General features: G+C 45.5%; 14 protein-coding genes. 3 read left to right on the plus strand and 11 right to left on the minus strand.

Features of this window, described 5'->3' with window-relative positions; all coding sequences use genetic code 11:
• Positions 1–8: 8 nt before the first annotated feature.
• From F4V51_RS16645 to F4V51_RS16655, 3 genes are all read right to left on the minus strand, one after another.
• Positions 9–6,101, minus strand: coding sequence for an S-layer homology domain-containing protein (locus F4V51_RS16645; RefSeq protein WP_162009952.1), 6,093 nt, complete (start codon positions 6,099–6,101; stop codon positions 9–11).
• A gap of 228 nt (positions 6,102–6,329) precedes the next feature.
• Entirely contained in the window at positions 6,330–7,361 is a 1,032-nt protein-coding gene (locus tag F4V51_RS16650; protein ID WP_153978894.1) for a ketopantoate reductase family protein, read from the minus strand.
• Between the two features lie 13 nt (positions 7,362–7,374).
• Entirely contained in the window at positions 7,375–8,121 is a 747-nt protein-coding gene (locus F4V51_RS16655) for an acetoacetate decarboxylase (protein ID WP_153978895.1), read from the minus strand.
• 132 nt (positions 8,122–8,253) lie between these two features.
• On the opposite strand from F4V51_RS16655, the gene F4V51_RS16660 reads away from it, so the two are divergent.
• On the plus strand, positions 8,254–9,159 hold the full coding sequence (locus F4V51_RS16660; RefSeq protein ID WP_153978896.1) for a LysR family transcriptional regulator: 906 nt from the start codon (positions 8,254–8,256) through the stop codon (positions 9,157–9,159).
• A 65-nt stretch (positions 9,160–9,224) separates the two neighbouring features.
• Here the strand turns inward: F4V51_RS16660 and F4V51_RS16665 are convergent, their stop codons facing one another.
• The 3 genes from F4V51_RS16665 to F4V51_RS16675 are packed head-to-tail and all read right to left on the minus strand — an operon-like array spanning position 9,225 to position 15,605.
• A complete protein-coding gene (locus tag F4V51_RS16665; protein WP_153978897.1) occupies positions 9,225–13,715 on the minus strand; it encodes a carbohydrate binding domain-containing protein in 4,491 nt (1,496 codons plus the stop codon).
• Between the two features lie 42 nt (positions 13,716–13,757).
• Entirely contained in the window at positions 13,758–14,636 is an 879-nt protein-coding gene (locus tag F4V51_RS16670) for a carbohydrate ABC transporter permease (RefSeq protein ID WP_095286604.1), read from the minus strand.
• An 18-nt stretch (positions 14,637–14,654) separates the two neighbouring features.
• The gene (locus F4V51_RS16675; protein ID WP_416226478.1) at positions 14,655–15,605 is read right to left on the minus strand and encodes an ABC transporter permease; all 951 of its coding nucleotides are present in this window, start codon (positions 15,603–15,605) and stop codon (positions 14,655–14,657) included.
• Between the two features lie 147 nt (positions 15,606–15,752).
• Here F4V51_RS16675 and F4V51_RS16680 point away from each other — a divergent pair, with 147 nt between their 5' ends.
• The gene (locus F4V51_RS16680; protein WP_153978899.1) at positions 15,753–17,462 is read left to right on the plus strand and encodes a sensor histidine kinase; all 1,710 of its coding nucleotides are present in this window, start codon (positions 15,753–15,755) and stop codon (positions 17,460–17,462) included.
• Between the two features lie 9 nt (positions 17,463–17,471).
• Complete coding sequence (locus tag F4V51_RS16685; RefSeq protein WP_153978900.1) at positions 17,472–19,112, plus strand: response regulator; 1,641 nt, start codon at positions 17,472–17,474, stop codon at positions 19,110–19,112.
• A gap of 118 nt (positions 19,113–19,230) precedes the next feature.
• On the opposite strand, the gene F4V51_RS16690 is transcribed toward F4V51_RS16685, so the two are convergent.
• The 5 genes from F4V51_RS16690 to F4V51_RS16710 form a co-directional block, all read right to left on the minus strand.
• Positions 19,231–20,868 carry an extracellular solute-binding protein gene (locus F4V51_RS16690; protein ID WP_415753012.1) on the minus strand — a complete coding sequence of 546 codons (1,638 nt, stop codon included), beginning with the start codon at positions 20,866–20,868 and terminating at the stop codon, positions 19,231–19,233.
• A 397-nt stretch (positions 20,869–21,265) separates the two neighbouring features.
• On the minus strand, positions 21,266–21,979 hold the full coding sequence (gene bglS, locus F4V51_RS16695; RefSeq protein WP_153978902.1) for a beta-glucanase: 714 nt from the start codon (positions 21,977–21,979) through the stop codon (positions 21,266–21,268).
• 250 nt (positions 21,980–22,229) lie between these two features.
• Positions 22,230–23,072, minus strand: a complete 843-nt coding sequence (locus tag F4V51_RS16700) for a formylglycine-generating enzyme family protein (protein WP_153978903.1) — start codon at positions 23,070–23,072, stop codon at positions 22,230–22,232.
• Between the two features lie 94 nt (positions 23,073–23,166).
• Entirely contained in the window at positions 23,167–23,799 is a 633-nt protein-coding gene (locus F4V51_RS16705; protein ID WP_153978904.1) for a glycoside hydrolase family 11 protein, read from the minus strand.
• Positions 23,800–23,884: 85 nt separating this feature from the next.
• Entirely contained in the window at positions 23,885–24,652 is a 768-nt protein-coding gene (locus F4V51_RS16710; protein WP_153978905.1) for an alpha/beta hydrolase, read from the minus strand.
• Positions 24,653–24,659: the final 7 nt, after the last annotated feature.

Here is a 24,659-nt window from a genome sequence, read left to right on the forward strand (position 1 = left end):
CAAGATGTTTATTCTTGAATCAGCATATACACTATTTTAGCCATTTCTGCCCGTGTGACTTTGCCTTTCGGATCAAAGCGAAGGTTCGCTTTGCCTGTCATCAGTCCATGAGCATTCACATGCTCTACAGCAGCTTGAGCCCAAGCAGATACCTGGCCTTGGTCAGAGAATTCTGCTCTTACCGTGGATTCCTGCTTTTCCATAAACAATACTTGCTGTGCTTTCATCAACATCATTGCTGCCTCTTCGCGGCTGATTGAATCCTTCGGCCTGAAGAGATTACCGTTTCCTTGTACAATACCTAGTTCGGTCGCCTGAGCAACGGCTGCTGCATAATATGCATTCGCTGGTACATCGGCATACACCTCGGTTTTCCCCGAAGAATTCAGCCCTGCTGCGCGCATGATCAGGGTAATGAAGTCGCCTCGGCTTACCTGCAAGGCAGGACCGTAGTTCTCAGTGTCCATCCCCTGAATCAGATGTTTTGCCGCCAACGAGTAGACATAACGTTCAGCCCAGGAGTCTTTCATATCCTTGAATGGTTTATGATATTCCAAGATTGCGTACAATCCTGGCTGCTGCGCCTCAAACGTCACTGTTCCAGCTGCGAAGCGACCACCTTGATATTCCATTCCTTGCCCAAGCAGATATACGCCTGCATATTCAGATTGAATCTGTTTCTGCTGTTCAGCCGTCAAGATTCGATCCATCTCGACCGGACTGCCGAACTTCGTAATCTCCGTCTCGTTCTCTCCCTGGATGAAGAACATACGAAGCGATTGCACTAACTCCGTGCGGGAGTAATGCTGGTATCCCGATAGACTGTTATCCAATAGTTGCTTCGCACTTTCGTTATATGCAGTACTGAAACGCAGAAGCAGCTGTTCTGTCTCTCCCCATTCTTGCGGCAGGGAACCAGCCGGGAGCGTGACTTTTAATACAGGTGATGAGATCACGATGGAGAACCCTTCTGCATTCACCTTTTTCACGGCACTGGCAGGCAGGTATACATCAAACTCCCCGTTCTCGTTCTGCTCTTGTATGCCAGCAAGGGTAATGACTACTTTTCCTCCACTCGCTGAACTGGCGGCTTGCTCGAGCGCTTCTGCTTCAGCACGATAAGTACCGTCCGAAGATGGATTAAGCGTAATTTGACCATTGCTGATCGGCGCTGCTGGCATCGTCACATTATTATTTTCAGCAGGAGCTGCCGGATTACTGTTACCTGAACCTCCTCCATTACCCGGAGTCTGTCCCCCTGGAGCCGAGCTCCCTGTAGAGAATCCCCAAATATCGGACAGAGCACTTCCACTATGCTCATCTTCTGCTTTGGCATACCATTGATAGTAGCTTGCATTAGAGAGTCCCTTCCATACCACAGAGGCTTCTCGTCCACTCGCTACGTTCGTTTTTGAGCCTATCTTCTCATCCGTATAAACTTTAATCCCGATGTAATCCGTGGCTACTCGCTTGGTTGCTGGTGCCAAACCAAGATCCAGGCTAAACTCATCTTTGCCTTGTTCGGTCTCTGGATCGTAATAGTTGTAGTCATCTAGATAAGGTGAATACGTTTTGATATGGAGCTTGTTGTTTGCCATGTCAAACTGCATAAGCCGGATATAACCAAGTCCTCCTTCAGGAGCACCTTGATAATCTGCCAGCATTTGATACACGTTGCGATCGGGAATGCCATCTCCGTTATCATCCAGCTGATCGACCTTAAGCTCGGCATCGTGATAGTGCCCGGAAAGGGCAGCAATCACGTTTTTGTTCGGTTTTACAACCTTCTCAAAAATTTGATCGGCGATCGGTGAACGGTTGTTGGATACGAGCAAATACTCATGCAGACAGAGAATGGCTTTACGTTCCGGATACTTGGAAACGATGTCGTTCATCCATTCAATCTCTTTCTCACCAAGTCCCCATCCCATATACACTATGACAAAGTCATTACCGTTCGCTGAAACCAAATCATAGTGTCCACGGTTATTCTCATATGAACCGCTAAATACCTGATTATTGATGAACCGGTCGGCTCCAAAGTATTGCTGGAACTTCGCGTAATCGTTATCCTGGTGTCCCACGTCGTGATTTCCTGCCAGTACTCCATAAGGTATCGAAGCATCCTCAAGTACCTTCATGTTTTTGTCTGCTTCAATCCATTGGTATTCCTGATCTGCTTTGTCGACGACATCCCCGGTATGAATAACGTATTTGATGTTCATATTTTCCTTTTGCCCGGTGATCCAGTTGACGATGTTTTGATAAATTAGGGGATAACTTTGGGAATAGTACTGCGTATCCGACATCCAAACAAATGAAAAATCGTACGGGTCCTGTGACTCCGGTGTAGGCTTATTCCCCGAAGCAGCAGCTGTTTCCGCTATTTCATCCTGCACCATAATCTGGATGACATCTTCGTTTTCATAATCACCCGCCTGTACCACAGCCTTTAATTCAAAATCTTCTGTACCGGCAATCACCTGATCCAGTTGATTCCATTTTTGCTCGCTTATGCTCCAGGCATACAAGCTTACTTTTCTTCCTTCTAGCGACTTGCCCTGCCATTCGATTTCAACACGATCAGTACTTTTCACGGTTGGATCAAGCTTCACTTCGAAGCGTTGGTAAGGAAACTGCTCAACCGAATCATTGACCAGATATGTTCCGTCGATCGCAGCAATTTTTTGGTAATCCTCTGCATTCATGGCTTTTTCTCCGGAAGGAACCATCTCTCTAGGCGGCTCCGTAACGGAAGTATTCAGGTACCCTGCAAAACCTTTGGCTCGGGTTGCATCGTATTTATACCCTTTGTAAAAGGTCACATTCATGTTGTCTTTGCTTGGGTCCTGAACTTTAACTGTCAGATTCGCGTCTGTGCCAACATTCGTTTGATTTTGCTTAGGCGCCACCAATTCCGGTGGTAGCGGGTTCTCATCGGGCAATTCAAACTTTACCGTGCTCTCCGCAACGTTACCCACCTTATCCGTTGCCTGAATTTGCAGGACATGATTCCCACCCGGTATCTCTCCCGATGAGGTTTTTAATGGAAGAGTAATTACATTACCATCCAGCTTCACATTAACCTTGTCTACGCCGGCTATCGCATCCTGGATTTCAGCATCGATGATGAATTCACCACGATAGGTTTTGCCTTCTTCCACGGTTGGCTTGATAACTGGTGGCGTATTGTCCACCATGACTTTGGCCGTTAACTGCTCTTGACCATCGGTTAAAGCGACTTGATGTGCTCCATCGCTAATACGGGTGGTGTCCCATTCATAGGCTTTAGCCGTAAGATGTTCCGGCTTCAATTCAAAATGGAAGCCGATCGATTCGCTTTTCCCTGTAGAATCGCCCATTTTAATCTGTTTTTCTTTTTCAGCGTAGGCCGGATCCCATATTTCAGTTCCGTCAGCCAGTAGCAAGCGTACGTTTTTGACTTCAAAATCATCTTTGTTTTCCTCTGGACGCTGATCAAACGGCGAGGTTTTGGAACCCGCCCGGATGTAGATCACATTATCCCCCTGAATTAAACGTTCTGAATCAATAGGAAAGGATAATGTCGTATAGCTTGTAATTGGGTTCATGAACGTATAGAGAATCGACTTGTCCTCCAGCTCTGGTGGTCCCATGGTTACTGCATTTTTAAAATAATAATCGACATTAACGGCTTCAAATACGAAATATGCATCATGCTCAAGCGCAGCATACGTACTGTCATCCGGCAGAACTCCACCGTCTATACTGAGGCTGGCCTTCATGCCCACCGCTGGCGAGGTCCCTTTAATGGTATGCACACCACGAATGGTATCCAATTCCTTCACATTCAGTCGAAGCGGTTCATCGCTTACTCCTCCGGTCACGGATATAACGGCTGGTTCGGTTCTCGTTTCGTTAATACCGTCCGAAGCAACGAAATAGTACTCGATGGTTTTGCGTCCGATGAGATCGGCCGGTGACATGTTATAGTGGTACATCAGGTCATCATAATCTTCCGTCAAACGATGTGCCGTAAATTCAGTCTGTTTATCTGAACGAACGAATACTTCCACGGATGTTACCTCACGGTTATCTTTGGCATCGACGATCAGCTCTAATCCGTTCGCTTGATCCGCTCCGGTCACTTTCGTCATATCCTGAACCGTTGGCGGAACGGTATCCAACTCGATATGGACGGGCACGGAAGGAACTTGTTCCGGCAAGATGCTGCCTGGCGATGGTGTTTCCATTCCGGAGCTTGACTTGATCATCATTGTGCTGCCGTTTCTCGGATAGGTGTAAGTGATCGCTTTATCTTCCTTCGTTTCATCACTTTTGGTTCCATTCTCATAAGTCTGATCAGCATCGTAATAGGCAGAGGAAATTTCCTTGCCGGTATTCGTTTTGATCACGAGCGCTCTGCGGCCGGAATTCGCCATGCCATCACTCTGGATCGAGTGCAGCGTAACATTGGGGATGAGGTTGGTTTTATAGAATTGGTTGAAATCTTCCTCGGTATAAGCAGTGTTCGTGCTATTTTTGATCCAAAATGCAACCGATTGCTGCGCAGGAATAACAAAATCGGGATGAACTGTCCCCCATTCCACATCCGCGCTTGGTCCTTTGTCCGGATAACGATAGTACAGGCAGTAATTTTTAAAGTTAACCGGTTGGTCTGTATTGTTATAGATCTCGATATACTCATAGGCATCCGAGGACGTACCCGGTACATTCGTTGTATTCGGCACAAGCTCAGTGATAAGCAGCGTAGGTGCTTTGCTCGGATCGAATGCATCCCCTTGAACCTGTGCCAAATACGGCTTGTCCATATTGCCTGCTTGTATCCGGTATTGCAATTCAGGCTCGGTAAGTGCCGACGCCGGAATTGTTGCTGTATACTCGTTTGTTTCACCTATATTCGTCATGACTGTTACACTGTATCTGTGCTGGGCAGGCGTCTTGTACAATAGCTTAACCGCAGGCTTGCTTCCATCTGCATTTGTACCCAGATTCTTGATCTGCGCCTTGATCTCAACATCCTGAATAGCCAAGGCGTCAGTTGGAGCCGTATGCATAATTTCGATCTGGGACCCTTCTTCCACAACTGGCGGAACAGCCTGTGCCGGATCAATGGATCCTGGTGTGGCTGAGATTTTCCCGGAATTCTCCATAACACTCATCTGCGTGCTTCCAGCTGCCGGATGTTTGAAGAAAATGCCCATATTCGCTTTAACCTGAGCCGGTTCATAAGCTGCTGAAACGATACTCTCGTTGGCTTGATTTTTGATCACAAGTGACCTGGCACTTCCATTCGCCATACCAGCTCCACCCTGTATACGGAATAAGTGCTCCCCTTCGGACAGAGATGTTCCATAATTCAGATTAAATTGCTCAGCCGTAAGATCGTTATTGCTTCCGTTCAAAATCCAGAATACGACCGGACTGTGAGCAGGAATCCTAATGTCCATATCTTCTTCTGTCTTCCAGGTATCCTTATTATTGTAGAAGAAAGTGTAGTCTTTAAAATTAATCTCATGATCCGTGTTGTTATACACCTCAACAAACTCATACGCATCCGTACTGAGGTTGGGCAAATTGGTCGTGTCTGGTACCATCTCGGTAATCAGCAGATCAGGTCCTGTGGACTGCTGCATTAGAGACATGGATGGTCTAATGGAAGTCGAGTATCCTGTCGATTGAATGATTTTTCCTTCCTCATCCATGATGTCAATGGCATAGTTTAACTCACTGCCGATCAAATTCTCACCAGGAATGTTCCCCACATAGGTTTCCGGATTCTTCTCTAAGGGTACAAGCTCCACCGGAGCATACATTTGTCCGTCTACCGAATAAGAGATACGCCCGGTCCATGACTGGTCTGTGCCATATACCGTTGCAGTAACCGTGTAATCCTGCATTTCGTAAATCCAATCCGCCGGAGTGTGGTCTACCTGAACGTTTACAGCTTGAGTGACTTGTGTCTGTTCCTGGCTGTCTTCCTGCGGTAGGCTTTCTGCATAAACTGCGGGTAGTGATGTGAGAGGCATCCCTGTTGTCAAGATCATGCTGCTTAATAAAGCGATTGCAATACTTCGCTTAAGAATCCTTCTTCTGTTCAATTTAACCCGCATCTCCTTTTATTCCATTTTTGCTTGCTCCACTTTGACAAACATTGTTTTATCATAAGTGGGATTTGTTAGGAGAGTGCGCTCCCTAAGTAAATGGAAAGTTAACGATAATACCCTTTCTCGATTAACTAGAGTTGAACAGGCTAAACAAAAAAAGCCGCAATTCGCGGCTTTTCATGGAGTTCTATTCTCTATCATGTAGGAATTTATATCAACAAATTAACGTCCGTCTACCAGATGTTTAAATTCTTCAATGTTTGTCTGAAAATCAGGAACCGTTTGTGTCTCTTCAGCAGCTTGGACCAGCTTCACAACCAAGTCATTATACGGTGTCGCAATTCCTGTACCTTCCGCTTTGCTCGAAACGACTCCATTAATGTAATCAATCTCGGTTTTGCGTTTTTTCTCCAGATCTTGAAGCATGCTTGCTTTGAGCAGCCGGGAAGGTTCCATCACATATCGTAACGTTTTAATCCGTTCAGGAATATCTTGTTCACTTTGGAGTTCAAGGGAGGCGATATCGAATCCGTTCATTTTGACAAATTCAACCCCGTTCGCATGTCCGACCTTGATCGTTTCGTCCGCGATATGAACGGCACTTACAATACCGACTTCATCATCCAGAATATCTCCGTATTCTCCGTTCAATGCCGCAGACAGACCACTGAATGCATTATTGATCAGCAGCTTGGACCATTTAGTACCCACTAAGTTGTCGGAAATGTGTGTTCCACCTACCAGATCCAAAACCGTTTTTACACGCTGAATGCGATCGGACGTTTCTCCATTTAATTCGCCAATCTGAAAAGCATACTTCTTGAATTGTGTGTACTCCGTTGTGAGGCTTGATACACCTGGTTCCATGAACGTGGCGCCGAACTCTACGGACCCGGCAATAACACGCTCTGGGCCCACAATGGAAGCCACGTTCTCTTCAGGAATCCCGTTCTGCAAGGAACATACGATACTCTCCTCATGTAAGAACGGAAGCAACTCCAGAAGGATGGTACCGTTGGATAATTGTTTGGTCAATAGCAGCACAAGATCATATGTCCCAGATTTTTGGTCAGGAGTGATGGCTTTAACTTTTGCATGAAACTCCGTTGTACCGACCACTTTAGCTCCCGTTTGATTCAAGGCATCGACATGCTCCTGATATGCATCAATTAACTCCACATCCATGCCGCCATCCGCCAGGTATGCTCCTACGATGGTTCCTAAAGAGCCTGCTCCTAGTATTGCAATTCTCATTGTAATTTCCTCCTTATTTCTGCTCAAGATAGTTATATACAGGCTGTGCTGCGTTCAAGGTCAGGTCTGTCAGGATATGTGAAGCTGAAACAACTTCCAATACAGGCAAGTCGGCAAGGGGTGCGAGTGCATGTTCAAAAAGCTGAAGCCGTGCTGGTCCCGTCCATGCTTCCTTCACTTCGATATCCGTAATTTGGGTTCGAATCAAATCACATATTCTTAAATTCCCACTGTAATCCGTAGCAATTTTCATCATAAAGTTAGGCCGGCAGATTTCATTTCTGGCGAGTTCCTTATCCATCGGAACATGCTTATATCCCATCGTTGCAGTTGCAACACGAAGCGATCCGTAATCAAGCGTACCCACAAGTGTATCTGAATCAATATATAGTTTGGGTGCACCTAACTTTTTGGGATACGCCGTAAGCTCTCTGCCACTTGCAATCGCAGGAAAGTTATCCACGTACATGGAATGCACATAGTCACCATCCTCACCATTGAATCGCACAGGGATAACCTGCCCAGCTTCGGTATATGCACCTAATCCGGAGACATCCGGCATCCACATCACTTCAAATTTAACCAGCGGTTCAGTAATTTCCAGTGGTTCAGGCACCGCTGCCCGCAGAGCTTTTTCATCCGTTCGATAAATAATGTTTAAGTATTCCCGATTCACAAATTTATAGGGCGGCATGGGGTAAGCCGGTGCCGTTAGGGGTGTATTCAGATTTTTGGCTATGTTATTCACATCGATTTTCATGAAGGACACCTACCTTTTAGGTTATGTTTTTATCTCTCTCACAAATAAAATTCTACATTAATAATTAAATTTAATATAATACATAATAAGTACTATATATATTTATTGAAATAAATAAGGAGTGCAAAACGAATGGAATTGCTTCAGCTCAAATATTTTCAAACTGTTGCCTATACCGAACATATCTCCAAAGCAGCTCAACAACTGAATATTGCTCAGCCCTCCTTAAGCCTGACGATCAAAAGACTGGAGGATGAGCTTGGTACAACCTTGTTTGATCGAAAAGGGAGAAACATTCAATTGAATTCGTCAGGGAAAATTCTGTTGAAGCATGTTAATCGAATCTTTACCGAAATTGAAAATGCTCAACTGGAGATCCAATCGGAAGAAAAACACGTTTCTAACATCATTCGAATCTCAATCACGAATCCAAGATTCCTTACCGGGCTGATTAGCGAATATATTAATAGCAACCCGCAAACCCAGATTCATCAAGGCATTGGAACGAAAAACGAAATCATCACAAGCTTGCAAAAAGGGGACATCGATGTAGGAATAACAGGTCATCCGATCCAGGATGAGGAGATTGAGAGTTGTGTACTGGTTAATGAGGATATTGTTCTTGTTGTACCTTCCCATCATCCATACGCTGGAAAGACAAACATCTCGTTACATCTTGTTGCAAACGAACCCTTCATATCCCTTGCCGATAATGTGGAGTACAGCAACTTTACCACCATGCTCTGCGGGAAAGCAGGCTTCGTGCCCAATCAGGCCTTTGAAGTGGATTCACACACACTGCTTGAAATCATCAAGCTTGATCAGGGAGTTGCTTTGTTACCCGTTTCCGTATGTAGAAAACTGGGGTTACACTATATAAAAATTGCTGATGATTCAGCGATCTACCCGATTAGTTTATCGTGGACGAAACAAAAATCATTGTCTCCTTCGGTTCAACATTTTCGCGATTTTATCTCTAGGTATTATGAATTGAATGCTGACCTCTTTACGGTGGTTAAGAACAGAAAGAATTCATGACAAAAAGGCAGCGGGATTCACCCGGCTGCCTTCTTCATTTTTACTCATCTTCCATTAGTGATGATTTAATCAGCTACGGCTGTCTGCACCGGGCCAAGATTGGTCAGGCTGACACCAGACAACGTAATTGTGGTGTTACCATCTTCGGCACCTGTAATATTCCCCATATCAAATACGATACGGCTGTTTGCATAGCTTGGTTCGGTTGTATCGAATGTGAAGGTGTACTCTTGTTCTTCCGTGGATAAGCTCACTTGCTGCCCATAAAATCCATGCCACTCGTATCCAGCGGGAACATCCACCCAGCCGATACCAACCCCCATTTTGCGCGCTTTATCCGCTTTGGCCTTGAACGTCAGCTTATACTTGGTTCCCTGCTGCATTGCAAAACCTTCATTAATAACCTGCCGGTCCCACGGATTCGTTCCCGCCTGACCGATTACAGCTTGCAGCTGCTGATTCTCAACATGAATGGCAAGGTCAGACTCAACACCGGCTGCATATTTGAACCAGCCTTCGATTCCTTTGGCAAAGTCCCCATTCGGGATCAGATTGACGTGTACCGGCTGTCCCCCCAGATCCGCACCCGGGTTCACTTCGAACAACATCACATTTTGAATGGATACACTGTGCTCTTCCGCTAGCGGTCTGCCCAGACCAAAGTTCAGTAAGGCCGCCGCATCCGCTGTTTCTCCCATTGTAAATGTGAAGGTGTATGGCTGCTTAATTTCAGTCAGATCTACCTTTTCATCCATATACTTGGCTTCGCCGCCATTACCTTGCGAGACCACAGCCTGTATTGATTTAGGTGCAGAGGCTGAAGCATCAAAGCTCAGACGATAGGTCTTGTCAGCCTCAAGAGCAATCGAACCCTGCTGCAAAAACGAATCCCACTCATCGTCGGTTGCAGCCGGCAACGTAATATTAATTCCATGGTCTTTCCCATACGTAGCCGAGAGCACGTCGGGAATTAGCGCCCAATCCGTTCCATCTGCGGTCAGTTCGCCATTGCTTACTTTATTCTGTGAAACATCCAACCAACGTGTATTATATTCGTTTCCTTCAAAATTCACATAATACGATGTTCCGGCTTTCAGTGAAACTGCTGGCAGATATACCGTCTTATAGGATTGCCATCCCCCCGTATCTCCAAGCAGAAGTTCGGAGCTTGCCACGGTTGTGCCTTGTTCATCCTGCACACTGAATCGGACTTTTGAATCAGCTTCGGCACTTGCCAACCTTGTAGAGAATGCATATACGCCATCATTTGCTGCATCGATTTTGAATTGCAGCAGATCACCTTCGTCCATGTAGCTGACATGTTTGCCGCCTTCATCGGAATTTTCGAGCTGCAGACCTTGCATCATCCATGCATCCGTAGCAGGAATATGAGTATAGCCCTGGATCGTAACCGGCTTTCCTCGTTTGGTCAGCTTCACATTGTCAATGTAGACCTTCCCTTCGGAACTGCCGAATAAAAGCTTCAGTTCGGCTGTTACCGTTGCTGCTGACGTAGCATTCTGTCCAATCACAATTTCACCCGAATAATTCTTGAGTTCCTGCCCAAGTTGGATCTGCTGCCCTTGATTCACCTGCACATCATGCCCCTCTGCGGTTGACAAATCCAAATCCATCGTACGTGGCGTATCTGCCTTGGCATCAAAAGAGAATCCGTAGGTAGTGCCCGCTTCCAGCTTCATTCCCGGCTGTACCACAGCCACCTGATCAGGATGGCCGTTCGTTCGCAAAACGTCGACCACGAGCTGCCGTTCCATGATCGGAAACTTCAGGAAGTTGTTCACGGTAATCTGTGCTTCAGCATCAGACTGAACCTGTTTGGACCAGAAGCCGAGGCGATCCTTCCCTTGATCAAATGTGCCATTAAAGACATAATTTCCATCCGACAGTGCGTTGCGTTCCACCGGAAGAGAGTCGGCTTCACCGATATCCGTCAACCGCACATTGGTCACCGTAACTTCCCCTTCATTCAACCCCAGATTGAATTCAAACCTTGCATTGTTGTCTGCCCCATTCCGCATGTTGAAGGTGTATTCATACGGTTGCCAATCTGTAGTTAATGAGAAGCTCTTATCGTCGGAGTAATTTGTCCAGCTTTTTTCAAACTGTGTCACTTTCGAACGAATGACACGATCAGCAGATGCCTTGGCATCGAACTGCACCTTGTATTTTCTATTTTTCTTCATATACATCGGCATTTGTGTCAGTTGTACGGAATAACTTTCGGTTCCGGCTTGTGAGATCGTTACTTTCGCTGCCTTGCCCTTCTGCACATCATCAATAACCTCTACCTTACCAGCCCCGCCTGCATTCGTGATGAAGTTCCATTCGTTTGGTACACCATCTACATCCACCCCTTCAGAAAAGCGTTCATTGTAGATCTGGTTTCCATCCGCTTGCGGTTCTCTCTGCCATTCAGGTTCGATCGGATTAGATGTTACGTCCGGCCATTCGCTCAATTTCTTGTACTCGTAAACCCGAACGAAATCAACATTCATCTTCTCAGAGACAAAATCACTTTCCGGCGATCCAGGCCAGTCTCCCCCAACGGCAAGGTTGAGTATTAAATAGAACGGACGGTCAAACGGAGCAGGAAAAGTGTAACTCTCCGGCTGTCCCGCTGCAGTCGTCTCCCAGTTATTTACCTGATGATGCAGTTTGCCGTCAACATAGAAACGAATCATGCCAGGCAGCCATTCCACCTGAAAATCATGATAATCATCAGCGAACGATTCACCTTGTGGCAAGCTAAACTTGCCTTGATCATGCCCGTGTGAACCGTCTGGTTTTGGGAAATCGTAATGGATCGTGCTGTATACTTCATGATCTTTGTTTGTACCTCCAATCAACTCCATAATGTCGATTTCCCCGGAAGCAGGCCATCCTCCATAATGAGCTTCGTTCGTAGGCATCATCCAGATTGCTGGCCACATGCCCTGTTGGATGGGAAGTTTGGCCCTCACTACCACTTTTCCATATGTCCAGTCGCCCTTCTCTTTCGTAATCAGTTTACCGGAAGTATAATTTTTGCTGCCCTTCTGCTCCCGCTTTGCTTCAATCTGCAATACATTGTGGTTGCCATCCTTAACTATACGTGTGTTATTCGGGCTGTAATATTGTAACTCATTGTTGTACACAAGCTCCGTATCCTGGACGGTCCATTTGGATGCATCCACGGAAGGCGCATTGAATTCATCATTCCAAACCATTTCCCAATGCTCATCCGGAATCGTCGTTGCAGGAATCGGTTTTTCACCTGAAGGATTGCCCGGTACGGATGGTGTCGTTCCGCCTGAATTGGAAGAGCCGCCCCCACCTGTACTGGAATTATTGCCACCGTTAGAAGTACCTGGTGCAGCAGGGTTTGGTTGCTCGGACTGTCCTGTCCCAGGCATAGTGCTATCCTTGTATTGTCCTAGTGCAACCGCTTTCCCATTAAGCAATACGTTGTCTGCATCTACGTCCAGCTGATTGATTTTACCTTTGCTGTCAATTATGGTATTACGGGCTTTGCTGCTTACTTTTAATGTATTAATCGTACTCTCGGCAGACAACTCAACTGTAGCCTTTTGTTCAATAAACAAGTTTTCAATTTGAGTTGTGCCTGTGATCTTCACATGTACCGGACTGGTGTTTTTGTCTACCACAACTCGATTTAGTTTGGAGTTATGAATATCGATCGAGTGGCTTCCTCCGCCTTTCACGATTACACTTCCAGTGACCGTTACTCCGTCGAGCTTCACTGTACCTTCTCCAATGGCTTCTGTAAGGAGCAAGTTGCCGTTAACTGTTGTATTTTTCAGTGTCACATCTGTTGAGCGAACAATCAGATTTCCATCTACGTTGGATTCATAGGTGCCGGGTTTGCTTTGAATATCTGCTATCAACGTAGACATGATCGTAGCAGCTTCTGCTCTCGTAATGTTGGATGCAGGTGCAAGATTACCGTTGTATCCGTTTACAATTTTATTGTTGATAAAGTAATTCATCGCATTCCTAGCATAATCAGCTACATCTTTGTCGTCTTTAAACGCAGAACCGAGCGATTTATTCTCACTGCCTGTCGATAACTGAAACGCACGATCTGCCATCACGACAGCATCCTGCCGGGTAATCGGAAGCTGGGGGGACAGATGTGTTGCATCAGTTCCCTGAATAATGCCAGATCCACTTGCTCGTGTGATCGCATCATAGTACCAGTCTTTTTCACTAATGTCTGTGTATGACGCCGCGCCGGGGCCTCCAGCGAATCCGAACACCCGATCGAGCATTACAACAAATTCGGCACGGCTGATACGTTCACTCGGTCTGAATGTGCCGTCCGTATAACCTTTAGTGAGCGCCATATCCTGCATACGCATCACTGCATTTTCAGCCCAATGTCCCTGTAAATCTTTGTACGGTGACCGAAGCAGGCTTGACGCCTGCTCCTGCTCCGTTACCATTTGCTGCTTCATCTGTTCTGCCCCGACTACGGCCGGAGCTGCCAGTGAAACGATCATGCTTCCTGCTACGAGACAAGCCAACCCTTTTTTCACTCATATTCCTCCCTAGAATGTGTGGTCACTTGCAGGGCAGTACTACTCTTTTACTGCCCCAATGACGATACCTTTAACGAAAAAGCGTTGTAAGAATGGATATATGACCAAAATCGGCAATGCCCCGATGAAAATCTGTGCAGCGCGAACCGTACGCTGGGAAACATTCTCCAGCATGGATGGGTCCACGTTGATTTTACTGAGGTCTTGCTGCACGATAATGGTTTGTAGCAAGGAAGCCAGTGGGTAATTTTTGACATCGGACATATAAATCATGCCGTCGAACCAAGAGTTCCACTGACCTACCATGGTAAACAATGACAAGGTTGCAATCGCAGGCATGGATAGCGGTACATATACCAGTGCCAGCGTTTTAATGTGACCTGCTCCATCCAGATAAGCTGCTTCCTCCAGCTCTTTAGGCAGACCACGGAAGAAGTTCATCATCAGGATAACATTCCACACGGACAATGCACCTGGCAGCACCAGTGCCCAGATCGTATCCATCAGTCCTAGTTTCTGGACCAAGATATAACTTGGAATTAGACCTCCGCTGAACAAAATCGTAAATACAAAGAACCAGGTGTAGATCGAACGGCCTTTGAAATTAATATCTTCCTTCGACAGAGGAAATGCTGTCAGAAGCATAATCACCATACCGATCACCGTAGCAATGACGGTTCGTTTAACCGAAACCAGCAAGGAATTAATGAAATTCGAATTGCCGAACGTTTTGACATATGCGTCTGTCGTAAAGCCAATCGGCCAGAAGCCGACAAGATTGGCTGAGGCCGGTGCCATGCTGCTGAACGAAACGGCCAAAATATGAATAATAGGCAGAATGCAAAGCAGTGATAATACGCCCAGAAAAATATAGTTCGCAACGCTGAATATTCGATAGCCTTTTGTTTTGTAATACAAGCCCTTTTCTCCTCTCTACTAGAACACGCGGTAATTCGCCAATTTGTAAGCCATGCGATATGAGATCACGATCAGAATGGTTGCCACGACCGATTTGAACAATCCTACTGCCGTTGCGAAGCTCATTTTGCCGTTCAAGATACCAAGACGGTATACGAAGGTATCGATGATATCACCTTTGTCATAAACGAGCGGATTGTACAGATTGAACACCTGATCGAACCCTGCATTCAAAATGTTTCCGATGGAGAGTGTCATGAGTACAATCGTGATCGGCATCAGGGCTGGAATCGTAATGTGCAGTGTTTGTTTGAACCGGTTTGCACCGTCCACTTCCGCAGCTTCGTACAGTGCCGGGTTAATACCGGACAGAGAAGCCAGAAATACAATCGTACCAAAGCCAAATTCTTTCCACACATCACTAACAATCAGTGTTATCCGAAACCAAGTTCCATCCCCCAGGAAAAAGATCGGATCTCCGCCTAGTGCAACGACCAGTTTGTTCACCATGCCGCCCTGCGGCGAAAGAATATCAAGCAATATTCCGCCCAGGATAACCCATGACAGAAAGTGCGGCAGATACACCAGTGTTTGACTGACCCTTTTAAAAGCAGATAAACGAACTTCGTTCAACAAAATCGCAAACAGGAATGGAGCAATTAAACCTGCGACTATTTTGAAAAATGCAATCACCAGTGTATTCCAGATGACCTGGCCTACGTCCGGGTATAAGAATAAATACTTGAAATTATCCCAACCTACCCATTTGGATTCGGTAAATCCGAGGTATGGTTTAAAATCCTGGAAAGCAATCACAATCCCGCCCATTGGTATGTACTGAAAAACAATTGCCAGCAAAACAGCTGGTACGAGCATCAAATGCAAGGACCAATTCCGTTGCATGTTCCAGCGCTGTCTCGCCTTGATGGCACGCCCCTTGCGAGGCGTTTCTAACGTATGTTCCTTCACCCCTACATCCCCCATGTTCTGAAAATTTGTATTTTACAAGTGCATATGAACTTGTATATTAAAATTATAGCAACGGTTATTAGCAATCTATATCCTAATATTGCAACAACGATAACAATATTTTAATGAGTTGAGGGAGGCCCAGCATTGTTCGCACGCCTGAACGTCTTCACCAAAATTACACTGTTGTTTGTAGCACTGCTTGTCCTAGTTTTGTTCCTGTACACCTATTCAAACCGGGAAAGTGTACGTGTAATCGAACACGAAATTCAGAATAATACCATGAATCATTTGTCCACTTTTGCCGACTCTGTAGAATCCAATATTTACCAATTATCTCTCTATGGGATGTCCATTGGGCAAGATTCGAGCATACAGGAATATCAGCGCCCGGATTACAAAGATGTGCCATATGAACGGGTCAAAGTTGGAAGTGCTATTCTTGAAAAAATGAATCTGTATAATGCAGCCAGCAAATGGCATTCGACCATCACACTCTATTTTCCTAGGTTGCAAAAAGTCATTTCCACGGATTATTATGCTTATATCCCGTATGCGGAGGATGAATTTTCCAAGCCACTTTCGAAATCATGGGCATATAAGCAGAATCAATTTGTGTGGTACACGACCGATCCAACGACAGCGATCGACACCCCTGGGAAGTCGAGACTCATTACCAAGATCAGCTTTCCAGTGCATCATTTGATCAGTATGCTGGACCAGAACAAATTGAATAACAAAGGTGACCCTTTTATGTTCCACCCCGAGTTTGGCTTAATTAGCAACACCAGTGGAAATGGCACATTAACTGCGATTCAGTCCAAGCTGAAAGAGATGCCTTTGCAGGAAAAAGGCGGATTCACCACGACGCTTGACCGCACAGAATACTATGTTTCGTACATACAGTCAGGCAGTCTGGGATGGTACTATGTAGACTACGTGCCTATGCAGCAAATTCTAGGGCCGATCACAAATAGTCGTAATCTCTTCTACGCTTCCATAGCCGTTCTAATTGCCATGAGTGTTGTGGTTTTGTATGTGCTGTATCGTAGCGTACAGCTCCCATTGCTTCAACTGGTGAAGGGAACGAACCGTTTGTCGACTGGAGATTTCTCTGTTCGATTACATCATTCTTCACGTAATGAATTCAGTTTATTGTTTGCACGATTTAACATCATGGCACAGCGAATTCAGGAGTTGATTGAGAACGTGTACGAAGAACAACTCCGAAGACGTGAGGCCACATTGAAGCAGTTGCAATCACAGATTAATCCGCATTTCCTATACAACTGCCTCTTCTACATCAAAAATATGGCGAGGATGAAAAATGAGAAAGCCGTTGTGGCGATGGCGCTTAATTTAGGTGAGTATTATCGGTACATCACCAGATCCGAGAATGATCAGGCCACCGTCAAAGAAGAATTGAACATGGTGAAAAATTACCTGGAAATCCAGGCACTCCGGCTGGAACGCATGCATTTTACCATCGATGTACCGGATGATATGCTTCATAAAACGTTACCGCGTTTAAGCTTACAACCTATCGTTGAGAACGCTATCATTCATGGCATTGAACCCCGTACTGAAGACGGTCATATCAACATAACAGGTTATCATACGGATGAATGGTGTACGATAACCGTCGAGGACAGCGGGCTGGGTATGACGGAGAATCAGATGCAAGAATTGGTTGATAATCTTAACAAACCGCTCGATGGCAACATGGGATGTGGAACTTGGAATGTTCATCAGCGTTTGTCTTTTTTGTATGGTGAAGACGCGGGTCTAAGCTATGAACATACGCCTGGCGGAGGCGTTAAGGTAAGCATTACATGGTACAACAATATCAATGAGTAGGTGAAGTACATGTTACAGTTGTTGTTAGTTGATGATGAACGTTCCGTTGTAGAAACGCTGGCGGAAACCATTCCGTGGGAAAGCTGCGGAATCGGCACTGTACACGAAGCTTTGTCAGGTGCCGTAGCACTGGAAATTATGGAGAATCATGATATTGATATTGTAATCACGGATATTCGCATGCCGGAGATGTCCGGTATTGAGTTAATCACGACAATTCACGAGAAATGGTCGCATGTGCAGACTATTTTACTCTCGGGCTATGCTGACTTCGAATACGCCAAACAAGCGATGGCTCAGGAAAGCTTTGATTATTTGCTGAAACCTGTAAGTGATGAGGATCTAATCGAAACCGTACAGCGGCTTGTTGACCGGATCAAACAAAAATGGGAAGCGGCTGCCTCCTATCAACGTGCCTTGCATGCATTCCAGGATAACTTGCCTTTATTGCAATCTACGATGCTCCATGAATTGCTGACAGGCAAAACCTATTCTCCCTCAACGCTCGCAGACAAGCTCGAATTACTACATCTGCCCTATTCGGTTGGTGAGGAGCTGGGCATGCTTGTTATTCGAATGGAAGAGCATCTATCCGAAATGGCTGACCATGATCTTTCGCTGATGCAGTATGCCATTAGCAACATTATCAGCGAGGTGACGCAGCAGCATTTTCATATGTGGCATACGCGGGATGTCCATGATTATCTGGTTGTGCTGGTTAGTGTCAAAAAAGGCGGCACACAAAGTGTGAGCAAAGAGGAAAAACCTCAAGTGCTGCTGGAACATTACGCTGCCCAAATTCAGACAAACGTTCAGTTATATTTAAAAGGGGCTATTTCAATCGCTGTGTCTCACTGGGGTAAGTTTCCTAATGAGATTGGAGAGATTTATGAGAGTGCCGTCCGATCCATGCGGAAGCGTATGGGACATGCTCAAGGCTTGTTCATTACGGCATCAGATGATAAGGATGTACATCCCCTTCCTGCCATCCGCTCTCTGTACAAGCCCCCAACCCTCATCAGTCTTCTGGAAGCTGGCCGCTTTGAGGATGTGGAACAAAAGATTAATGTCATTTTCGAGGAATTGCTCGAATCGGCGCAGCATCATGATATCGCAGAAACGACAATTGAGGTTTATCATGCTTTGGCAGGGGCTTTTGCTTATATCATCCACAAAAACGGAAAACAGATCTCTTCTGTCCTGCCTGCCGAAATGTATAAATACTTTCAAGCTCCAAGCTATGCTACTGCCCAGCAGTTGAAAGACTGGTCGATCCGCACACTGCATTCCATCAGTGATGACGCAGAACAGGAGCTGAAGGACAATCACAGTACCATCGTTCGCAGTGTCAAAAGCTTTGTGGATCTGCATCTGGCTTCCGATGTTTCCTTACCGGCTATTGCCGAGCATGTCCACCTGCACCCAGTGTATCTATCCAAGGTATACAAGGCGGAGACAGGAGAAGCGCTGACGGCCTATGTCTATCGGTTACGGATGGAGAAAGCAGCGTATTATTTGCGTTCGTCCAGCGCCAAAGTATTCGAAATTGCGGAGCTTGTCGGTTACAACAACACGGCGTATTTTATTCGGGTATTTAAAAAGTTTTACGATCTGACACCGCAGGAATATAGAGAGAATCTGCCGGTTTGAAGCAAAAAGGCCTCGCTGGAATGATTTCCAGCAAGGCCTTTTCTTTGTACTTTCCCACCTGCTTTAGCAGCTTGGTTAGAACGAAATAACGGATAAGATTTAATTACTTGGCTCGTACTTACTTTCCGCTCGTAACGGATTGGTACCACTCATTAACTTCCATCGTATTTTGATCTCCACCGGAAGACTTCCACTTCTCTACAAACGTATCAAAAGCATCGATCGGAGCTTTACCATAGATGATTTGCGAGAACAGGTCCTTCTCCATTTTGGTTAAGATGTCGTTGTTCATTTGCATTGACATCGTTGGTGCACCTGTGAACATCTGTTTTAAAGCAATATCTTTTTGATCCTGAACAATCTTGGCCGCTTCCACCATGGGTACCGGTACACCAGACTTAAGTTTTTTCTCGAAAGGTGTTGTGGCTTCTTCACCGTTAGCAAACTTCGCAAGCGTAGCCATGTTCAGACTTGGGATACGTGCACCATCAAATGTTAATGTGTATTTCTCAGGTGCATAACCGCCGGTCACACTAGCATCCGTTGTTACTTTGCCGTCTTTCATTGCCCAGTCATATCCTTCAGCGAAGCCATTTTCGAATTCATCGCCTGCTTTTGGATTAGCATAGTGATCAAATAGATAGTTTTGATATGTGAAAAAGACTTCAGGGTTCTTCATATCTTTGTTAATCAGAATTACACCGTTGTCGTTCGCGGTACCTCGTCTGCCTGCCTTTCCATCAGGTCCAGATGGAATCGGGTAAGCTTTGTACTCCGCTTCCGGATGGTTTTTCTTCACATCTTCGAGCGGCCATGACGGCATCCAGTGAGGCCCCACAACAATCCCTGCTTTACCTGCTGTAAACTCTTCCGCTGCTTTGGTTTCATCATATACCCCAGCTTCTTCTGGAATATATCCTTTTTTCATCCAGTCAGCCAGTGTTGCCAAAGCTTGTTTTGCTCCTGGATTTACTGAACCGTACTCCAGTTTGCCTTCTGCATTCAGATTCCACTGGTTTGGCATCGTGCCGTAGGCTCCGAAGACCCAACCAGCATCAGACATCCATGTGCTGAGCCAGTTTTTGAATCCGATGGTCAGGCCGTAAGTGTCTTTTTTACCATTGCCATCCGGGTCTTTATTCGTAAACGTTTCCATAATCACTTCAAGATCAGCTAGCGTTTCAGGTGCCTTCAAATTAAACTTCTTCATCCAATCCTCGCGAATCCACATCACTGGATCACTATTGTAGGAGTAATCCAGAATCGGAATACCAATCCGTTTACCATCCTGCATGTACGGATACCATACGGAAGGATCTTCATTCACGGCAGCTTTCCAGGTATCACTTGCATATTGATCAAACAATTCACCAGCATCAACGAACTTGCCCGTTTCAATCAGCTCACGTGCCAGATTGAAATCGCCGCGATACGAAATGATGTCCGGCATTTCTGCATTGGAAGCCAGCGACAGGCGCAGCTTCGTTTCAAACGCATTGTTGGTGGACGGTGATACCCACTGATTTTTTAATTCAATGCCGAGCTTGTCTTTTGCCCATTTGGTGTGCACGTTATTGTCCTGATCTTCACCAGATTTGAATTTGATTTCGGGTCCCCAGGGACGTAAATAAGTAAGTGTTACGGGTGGATCATACTTCCCGTCCTTCAATTCCAGTGCAGTACTCGGTGTGCTCGGTGCAGCCTCTTTGCTTGCTCCACTGTTACATCCGCTAAGAACTGCTGTAAGCGCCAACATTCCTGCCAAAGCCAAACCGCCAATCTTTCTTTTCTTGATTGTTTTCAACTTGTGAGTCCCCCTGTATGTAGTGATGTTGTCTACAGAGTCCATCATAATGAATGAACCATATGAATGCCCATACTAATATTGCAACATTTATTGTATTAATTTAGGATATTAAAAAGTGAATATGGATGTTGTATTAGTACAACGTCTTACTCTTGTCTCTCTTGTTTATCAGGGTGACCGAAAGGTTCCAGCGAGTTCATTCCCACCCTTTTCCCTCATCATCTTACGTTACGATTGTTCTGTAAAGGTTGAAAATGATCATAAAAAAACAGAGGATTGCGGAAGTAATCCGCTCCTCTGTTTCTTTCAGTTTATTGCACTAGTTGGACCTGATCGTGAGTTTCTGTTAATTACTCGTATATTTCACCCAATCATATTCGGCATGCAATGGATTAGCACCATTATAAGGCCCGAGCCAGCTGTCCACACCCGTTCCATTCCAGATATTCATCATAATTTTACCTGGTGTTTTCGGAATATTGGTTGTGGCTGTATGTTTCAGCACGCCATCGACGTACCACTTAATGTGACCTGGCTGCCAATCAAACGCATACGTGTGGAATCCCTGGGACGCATCGAAGCCCAGATTTACGATCTTCTCATGATTTCCAACGCCGCTTGTATAATAATTGAATTGTACTTTTGTTGTGTCTTTGCCAAGGAACTCGATATCAATCTCATCCCATTGTGTGCCATCAGAAGGACCGGTATAGGTGAAAAAAGAGGATACAATTCCTGTATTTTTAGCAGGCTTCATACTTACTTCATAGAGACCATAGCCGTAAGTATTCGTTGACCGATATTCTCCACAATCAAACTTGTTGTATGAAGGACTTGTCAGACTCAAGCGCAGCTTGCCATCATTCGTAAAATTAGCATTATTCGCCCGCCACGTGCAGTTGAACATGGAACCGTTGGAATACCCATCTGCCTTCTGCCAGGTACTTGCATTGTGATACGTCAGCGGTTCCCAAAACACCCACCCAGCAAAAGCGCTTACCGAAATAAATAATGAAACCACTCCAGATACCATCAATGTGAACCAAGTCTTCCTCTTCATCAATACACCTCCATTTCGTATTCCAACCGTGTAAACAATTTTCTGAAACTCCCTTCGCTCCTAGATTCAACAGCCAGTGCTTGAAGTAATCATTTCATAAAAGCGCTTACATTGGTTGGTATTTCCATTTTATATGGTCCATAATGGGTGAACTATAGCAAAGTTTAAAGAATACATATTCATTTTTTAAGATCGTTCTTCCTTGTTCAGTTGTCATGTATAAAAGCCCATTTTAAAAGAATGGGCCTCGTTATTTACTACGTACGACTCGTAATCCCTGATCGGGACCAATGCCATTCGCATCGAATTTTCCTGGATAGGAAATCTCTGCTGTATTTACACTACTGACCCAGCCCCCACCCTTGCTGACTCTCCAGGTGTTGTCCGGGGTCTCCGGATGGCTGTGCCATTCCCAGCACCATTCTCTAACATTACCAGACATATCATAGATACCAAGTTCATTGGCCTTCTGCTGACCTACTTGCTTGGTTTGATTCCGATTGTTTTCAATGGCTGGCCAGTTCCAGTCTCCTGTTAACGGCTTTTCACCGGCATTCATCCAGTACCACGCCACTTCGTCTGGATTGTTGCCTCCGCTATAAGTAAAATTCTCACTCTTTTGTCCGCCACTTGCGGCATATTCCCATTCTTCTGCCGTTGGCAGACGATATCCATTCGCATCTTCATTGATGGTTACAGTCCATTTAACATTATCATTTTCATTCTTATTATTCGGATCCAGCGTTTCTTTATCAATGATGTAATACGGTTTAAGGTTTTCCTTCATGCTGCGTGCATTACAGTATTCGATTGCATCATACCAGCTCACCCTTTCAACGGGCCGTTCTTCCCCTTTAAAACCAGAGGGATTGTCTCCCATAACGTCAGCCCATTGTTTCTGGGTCACTTCATATTTGCCGATATAAAAATCAGACAGTATGATGTCTTTGCCACTATAATTGCTTTTACTGCTCTTGAATGCCCCACCCTCAACCAATACAAGATCATCACTCACGGTAGTACTGCTGCCTGTCGAACAAGCACTTAATCCAACAAAAGCTGCGATGAGCAGAAATATCATCCACTTTCTCATCTGTAGGTCTCCTTTAAAACGGGAATGAAGAGCAAGACAGATCCATAGACCTGCCTTGCCTAAGGTTTAGACTAGCCGATTGAAAAGAGAGCGCTTACCAAACAGTCACATTCGAACTACCGCTACTTTGATATCCTTCGGTGGCCATCACTTGATAGGACCAGCTGTTACCCAAGTACATTCCCTTGCTCGCCCACGCATTTACGTGATTCTGGAACGTAATTTGGGAATTTACACCGATTGAACGTTTGGATTGTCTAACACTCCAGTATTGCGGGAATGTTGAATACCCGTCAATGGATGGCTGATTGTATCTCATCGTAGTATAGATGTCATATGTGCCACCATCACTGGTTACTGTGCCTTTGTATGTTCCGGTTGGCCGGTATGTTCCCCAGTTATCCACCACGTAGTATTCAATAAGTGCATTCCGTGTCCACCCGTAAAACGTCAAATATCCGTTGCCGGATGGAGAGAATACACCCGCATTGTAATTCACTACACGATTAGGTGTACCGTAAGTCCACCCTTTACCGACAACAAAGTTCCCCGTGTTCTGCCAGTTTACACTGTAGTTTCCTCCCGAACCGTTCACGGCATTAACAGTACCCCCGCCATCTGTCCAGTTCTGCCAGTAATCTGTAGCACCTGTCGTAGCGGCGAATACACCAAAACTCATGGAAGCGGCAAGGACAACAGTTAACAATTTTTTTCCGAATTTAAACATGGTAAAAACCTCCTGATATTTGGATTAGGTTTTGAATAATTCGGTACTTTTTGGGTAGGCACTGGAGTCGGAGTTGAATTGGTATTTATTTGAATAGACGTTTGGAAAACAGATACAGATCATTTTTCCACACTGGCCAGTCATGACCTCCGCTCTCTTCATACCAGATGTGCGGTACGCCCTGCTGTTCCAAATATTGATGTACGTCAACGCTAATTTGGATAAGATTATCCTGATCGCCACAGGAGATCCAAAGGAGCGACAAAAGCGAGATTGCTTCCTGCGGATTAGGAAGGAGCAGCTCTGGCGCTTTGGTGTTTGGAGCGGGAGAGAAGGCACCGACCCAAGCGAAATGGTTGAGATTGCCCAGCCCTATGTTCAAGGACTGTCCTCCGCCCATGGATAAGCCGGCGATTGCCCTATTATCCCTGGTTGTACTTGCGGGATAATTGGATTCAATATAAGGAATAAGATCTTGAATCAAGTCGGATTCAAATCGCTCAAAGGCTTTTATTTTCTCCGGGTCAAATAGATCTCCCTCGGCTCGATCGTTGGGCATGGCGCGACCGTTGGGCAAAACAACAATCATGGGCTCCAGCAGGTTATCGTTGTACAGGTTGTCCAAGATGATCTGCGGGCTACCGTGCTGCTGCCATTCCATCTCATCTCCACCGATCCCGTGAAGCAAGTAAAGAACAGGGTATGTGTTTTCGGAAGAAAATCCTGGAGGGGTGTACACCAGCGCTTTCCGTGTATTCCCTACCGTAGTGGAATCATACTCTATCGTCTCTATTGCTCCGCGAGGTATATCATTGCGGTATTGGTCAAATCCAGCCGGTGCTGAAGATATCATGTACAGT

Source organism: Paenibacillus xylanilyticus (genome assembly GCF_009664365.1).
In the GTDB taxonomy this organism is placed as follows: Bacteria; Bacillota; Bacilli; order Paenibacillales; family Paenibacillaceae; genus Paenibacillus; species Paenibacillus xylanilyticus_A.

What these genes read in the sequence shown, in the direction of transcription:
- F4V51_RS16685 (WP_153978900.1), top strand. Translation starts at nt 17,472, where the DNA reads ATGTTACAGTTGTTGTTAGTTGATGATGAACGTTCCGTTGTAGAAACG.
- F4V51_RS16700 (WP_153978903.1), bottom strand. Translation starts at nt 23,072, where the DNA reads ATGAGAAAGTGGATGATATTTCTGCTCATCGCAGCTTTTGTTGGATTA.
- F4V51_RS16650 (WP_153978894.1), bottom strand. Translation starts at nt 7,361, where the DNA reads ATGAGAATTGCAATACTAGGAGCAGGCTCTTTAGGAACCATCGTAGGA.
- F4V51_RS16660 (WP_153978896.1), top strand. Translation starts at nt 8,254, where the DNA reads ATGGAATTGCTTCAGCTCAAATATTTTCAAACTGTTGCCTATACCGAA.
- F4V51_RS16710 (WP_153978905.1), bottom strand. Translation starts at nt 24,652, where the DNA reads ATGATATCTTCAGCACCGGCTGGATTTGACCAATACCGCAATGATATA.
- F4V51_RS16655 (WP_153978895.1), bottom strand. Translation starts at nt 8,121, where the DNA reads ATGAAAATCGATGTGAATAACATAGCCAAAAATCTGAATACACCCCTA.
- F4V51_RS16690 (WP_415753012.1), bottom strand. Translation starts at nt 20,868, where the DNA reads ATGTTGGCGCTTACAGCAGTTCTTAGCGGATGTAACAGTGGAGCAAGC.
- bglS (WP_153978902.1), bottom strand. Translation starts at nt 21,979, where the DNA reads ATGAAGAGGAAGACTTGGTTCACATTGATGGTATCTGGAGTGGTTTCA.
- F4V51_RS16705 (WP_153978904.1), bottom strand. Translation starts at nt 23,799, where the DNA reads ATGTTTAAATTCGGAAAAAAATTGTTAACTGTTGTCCTTGCCGCTTCC.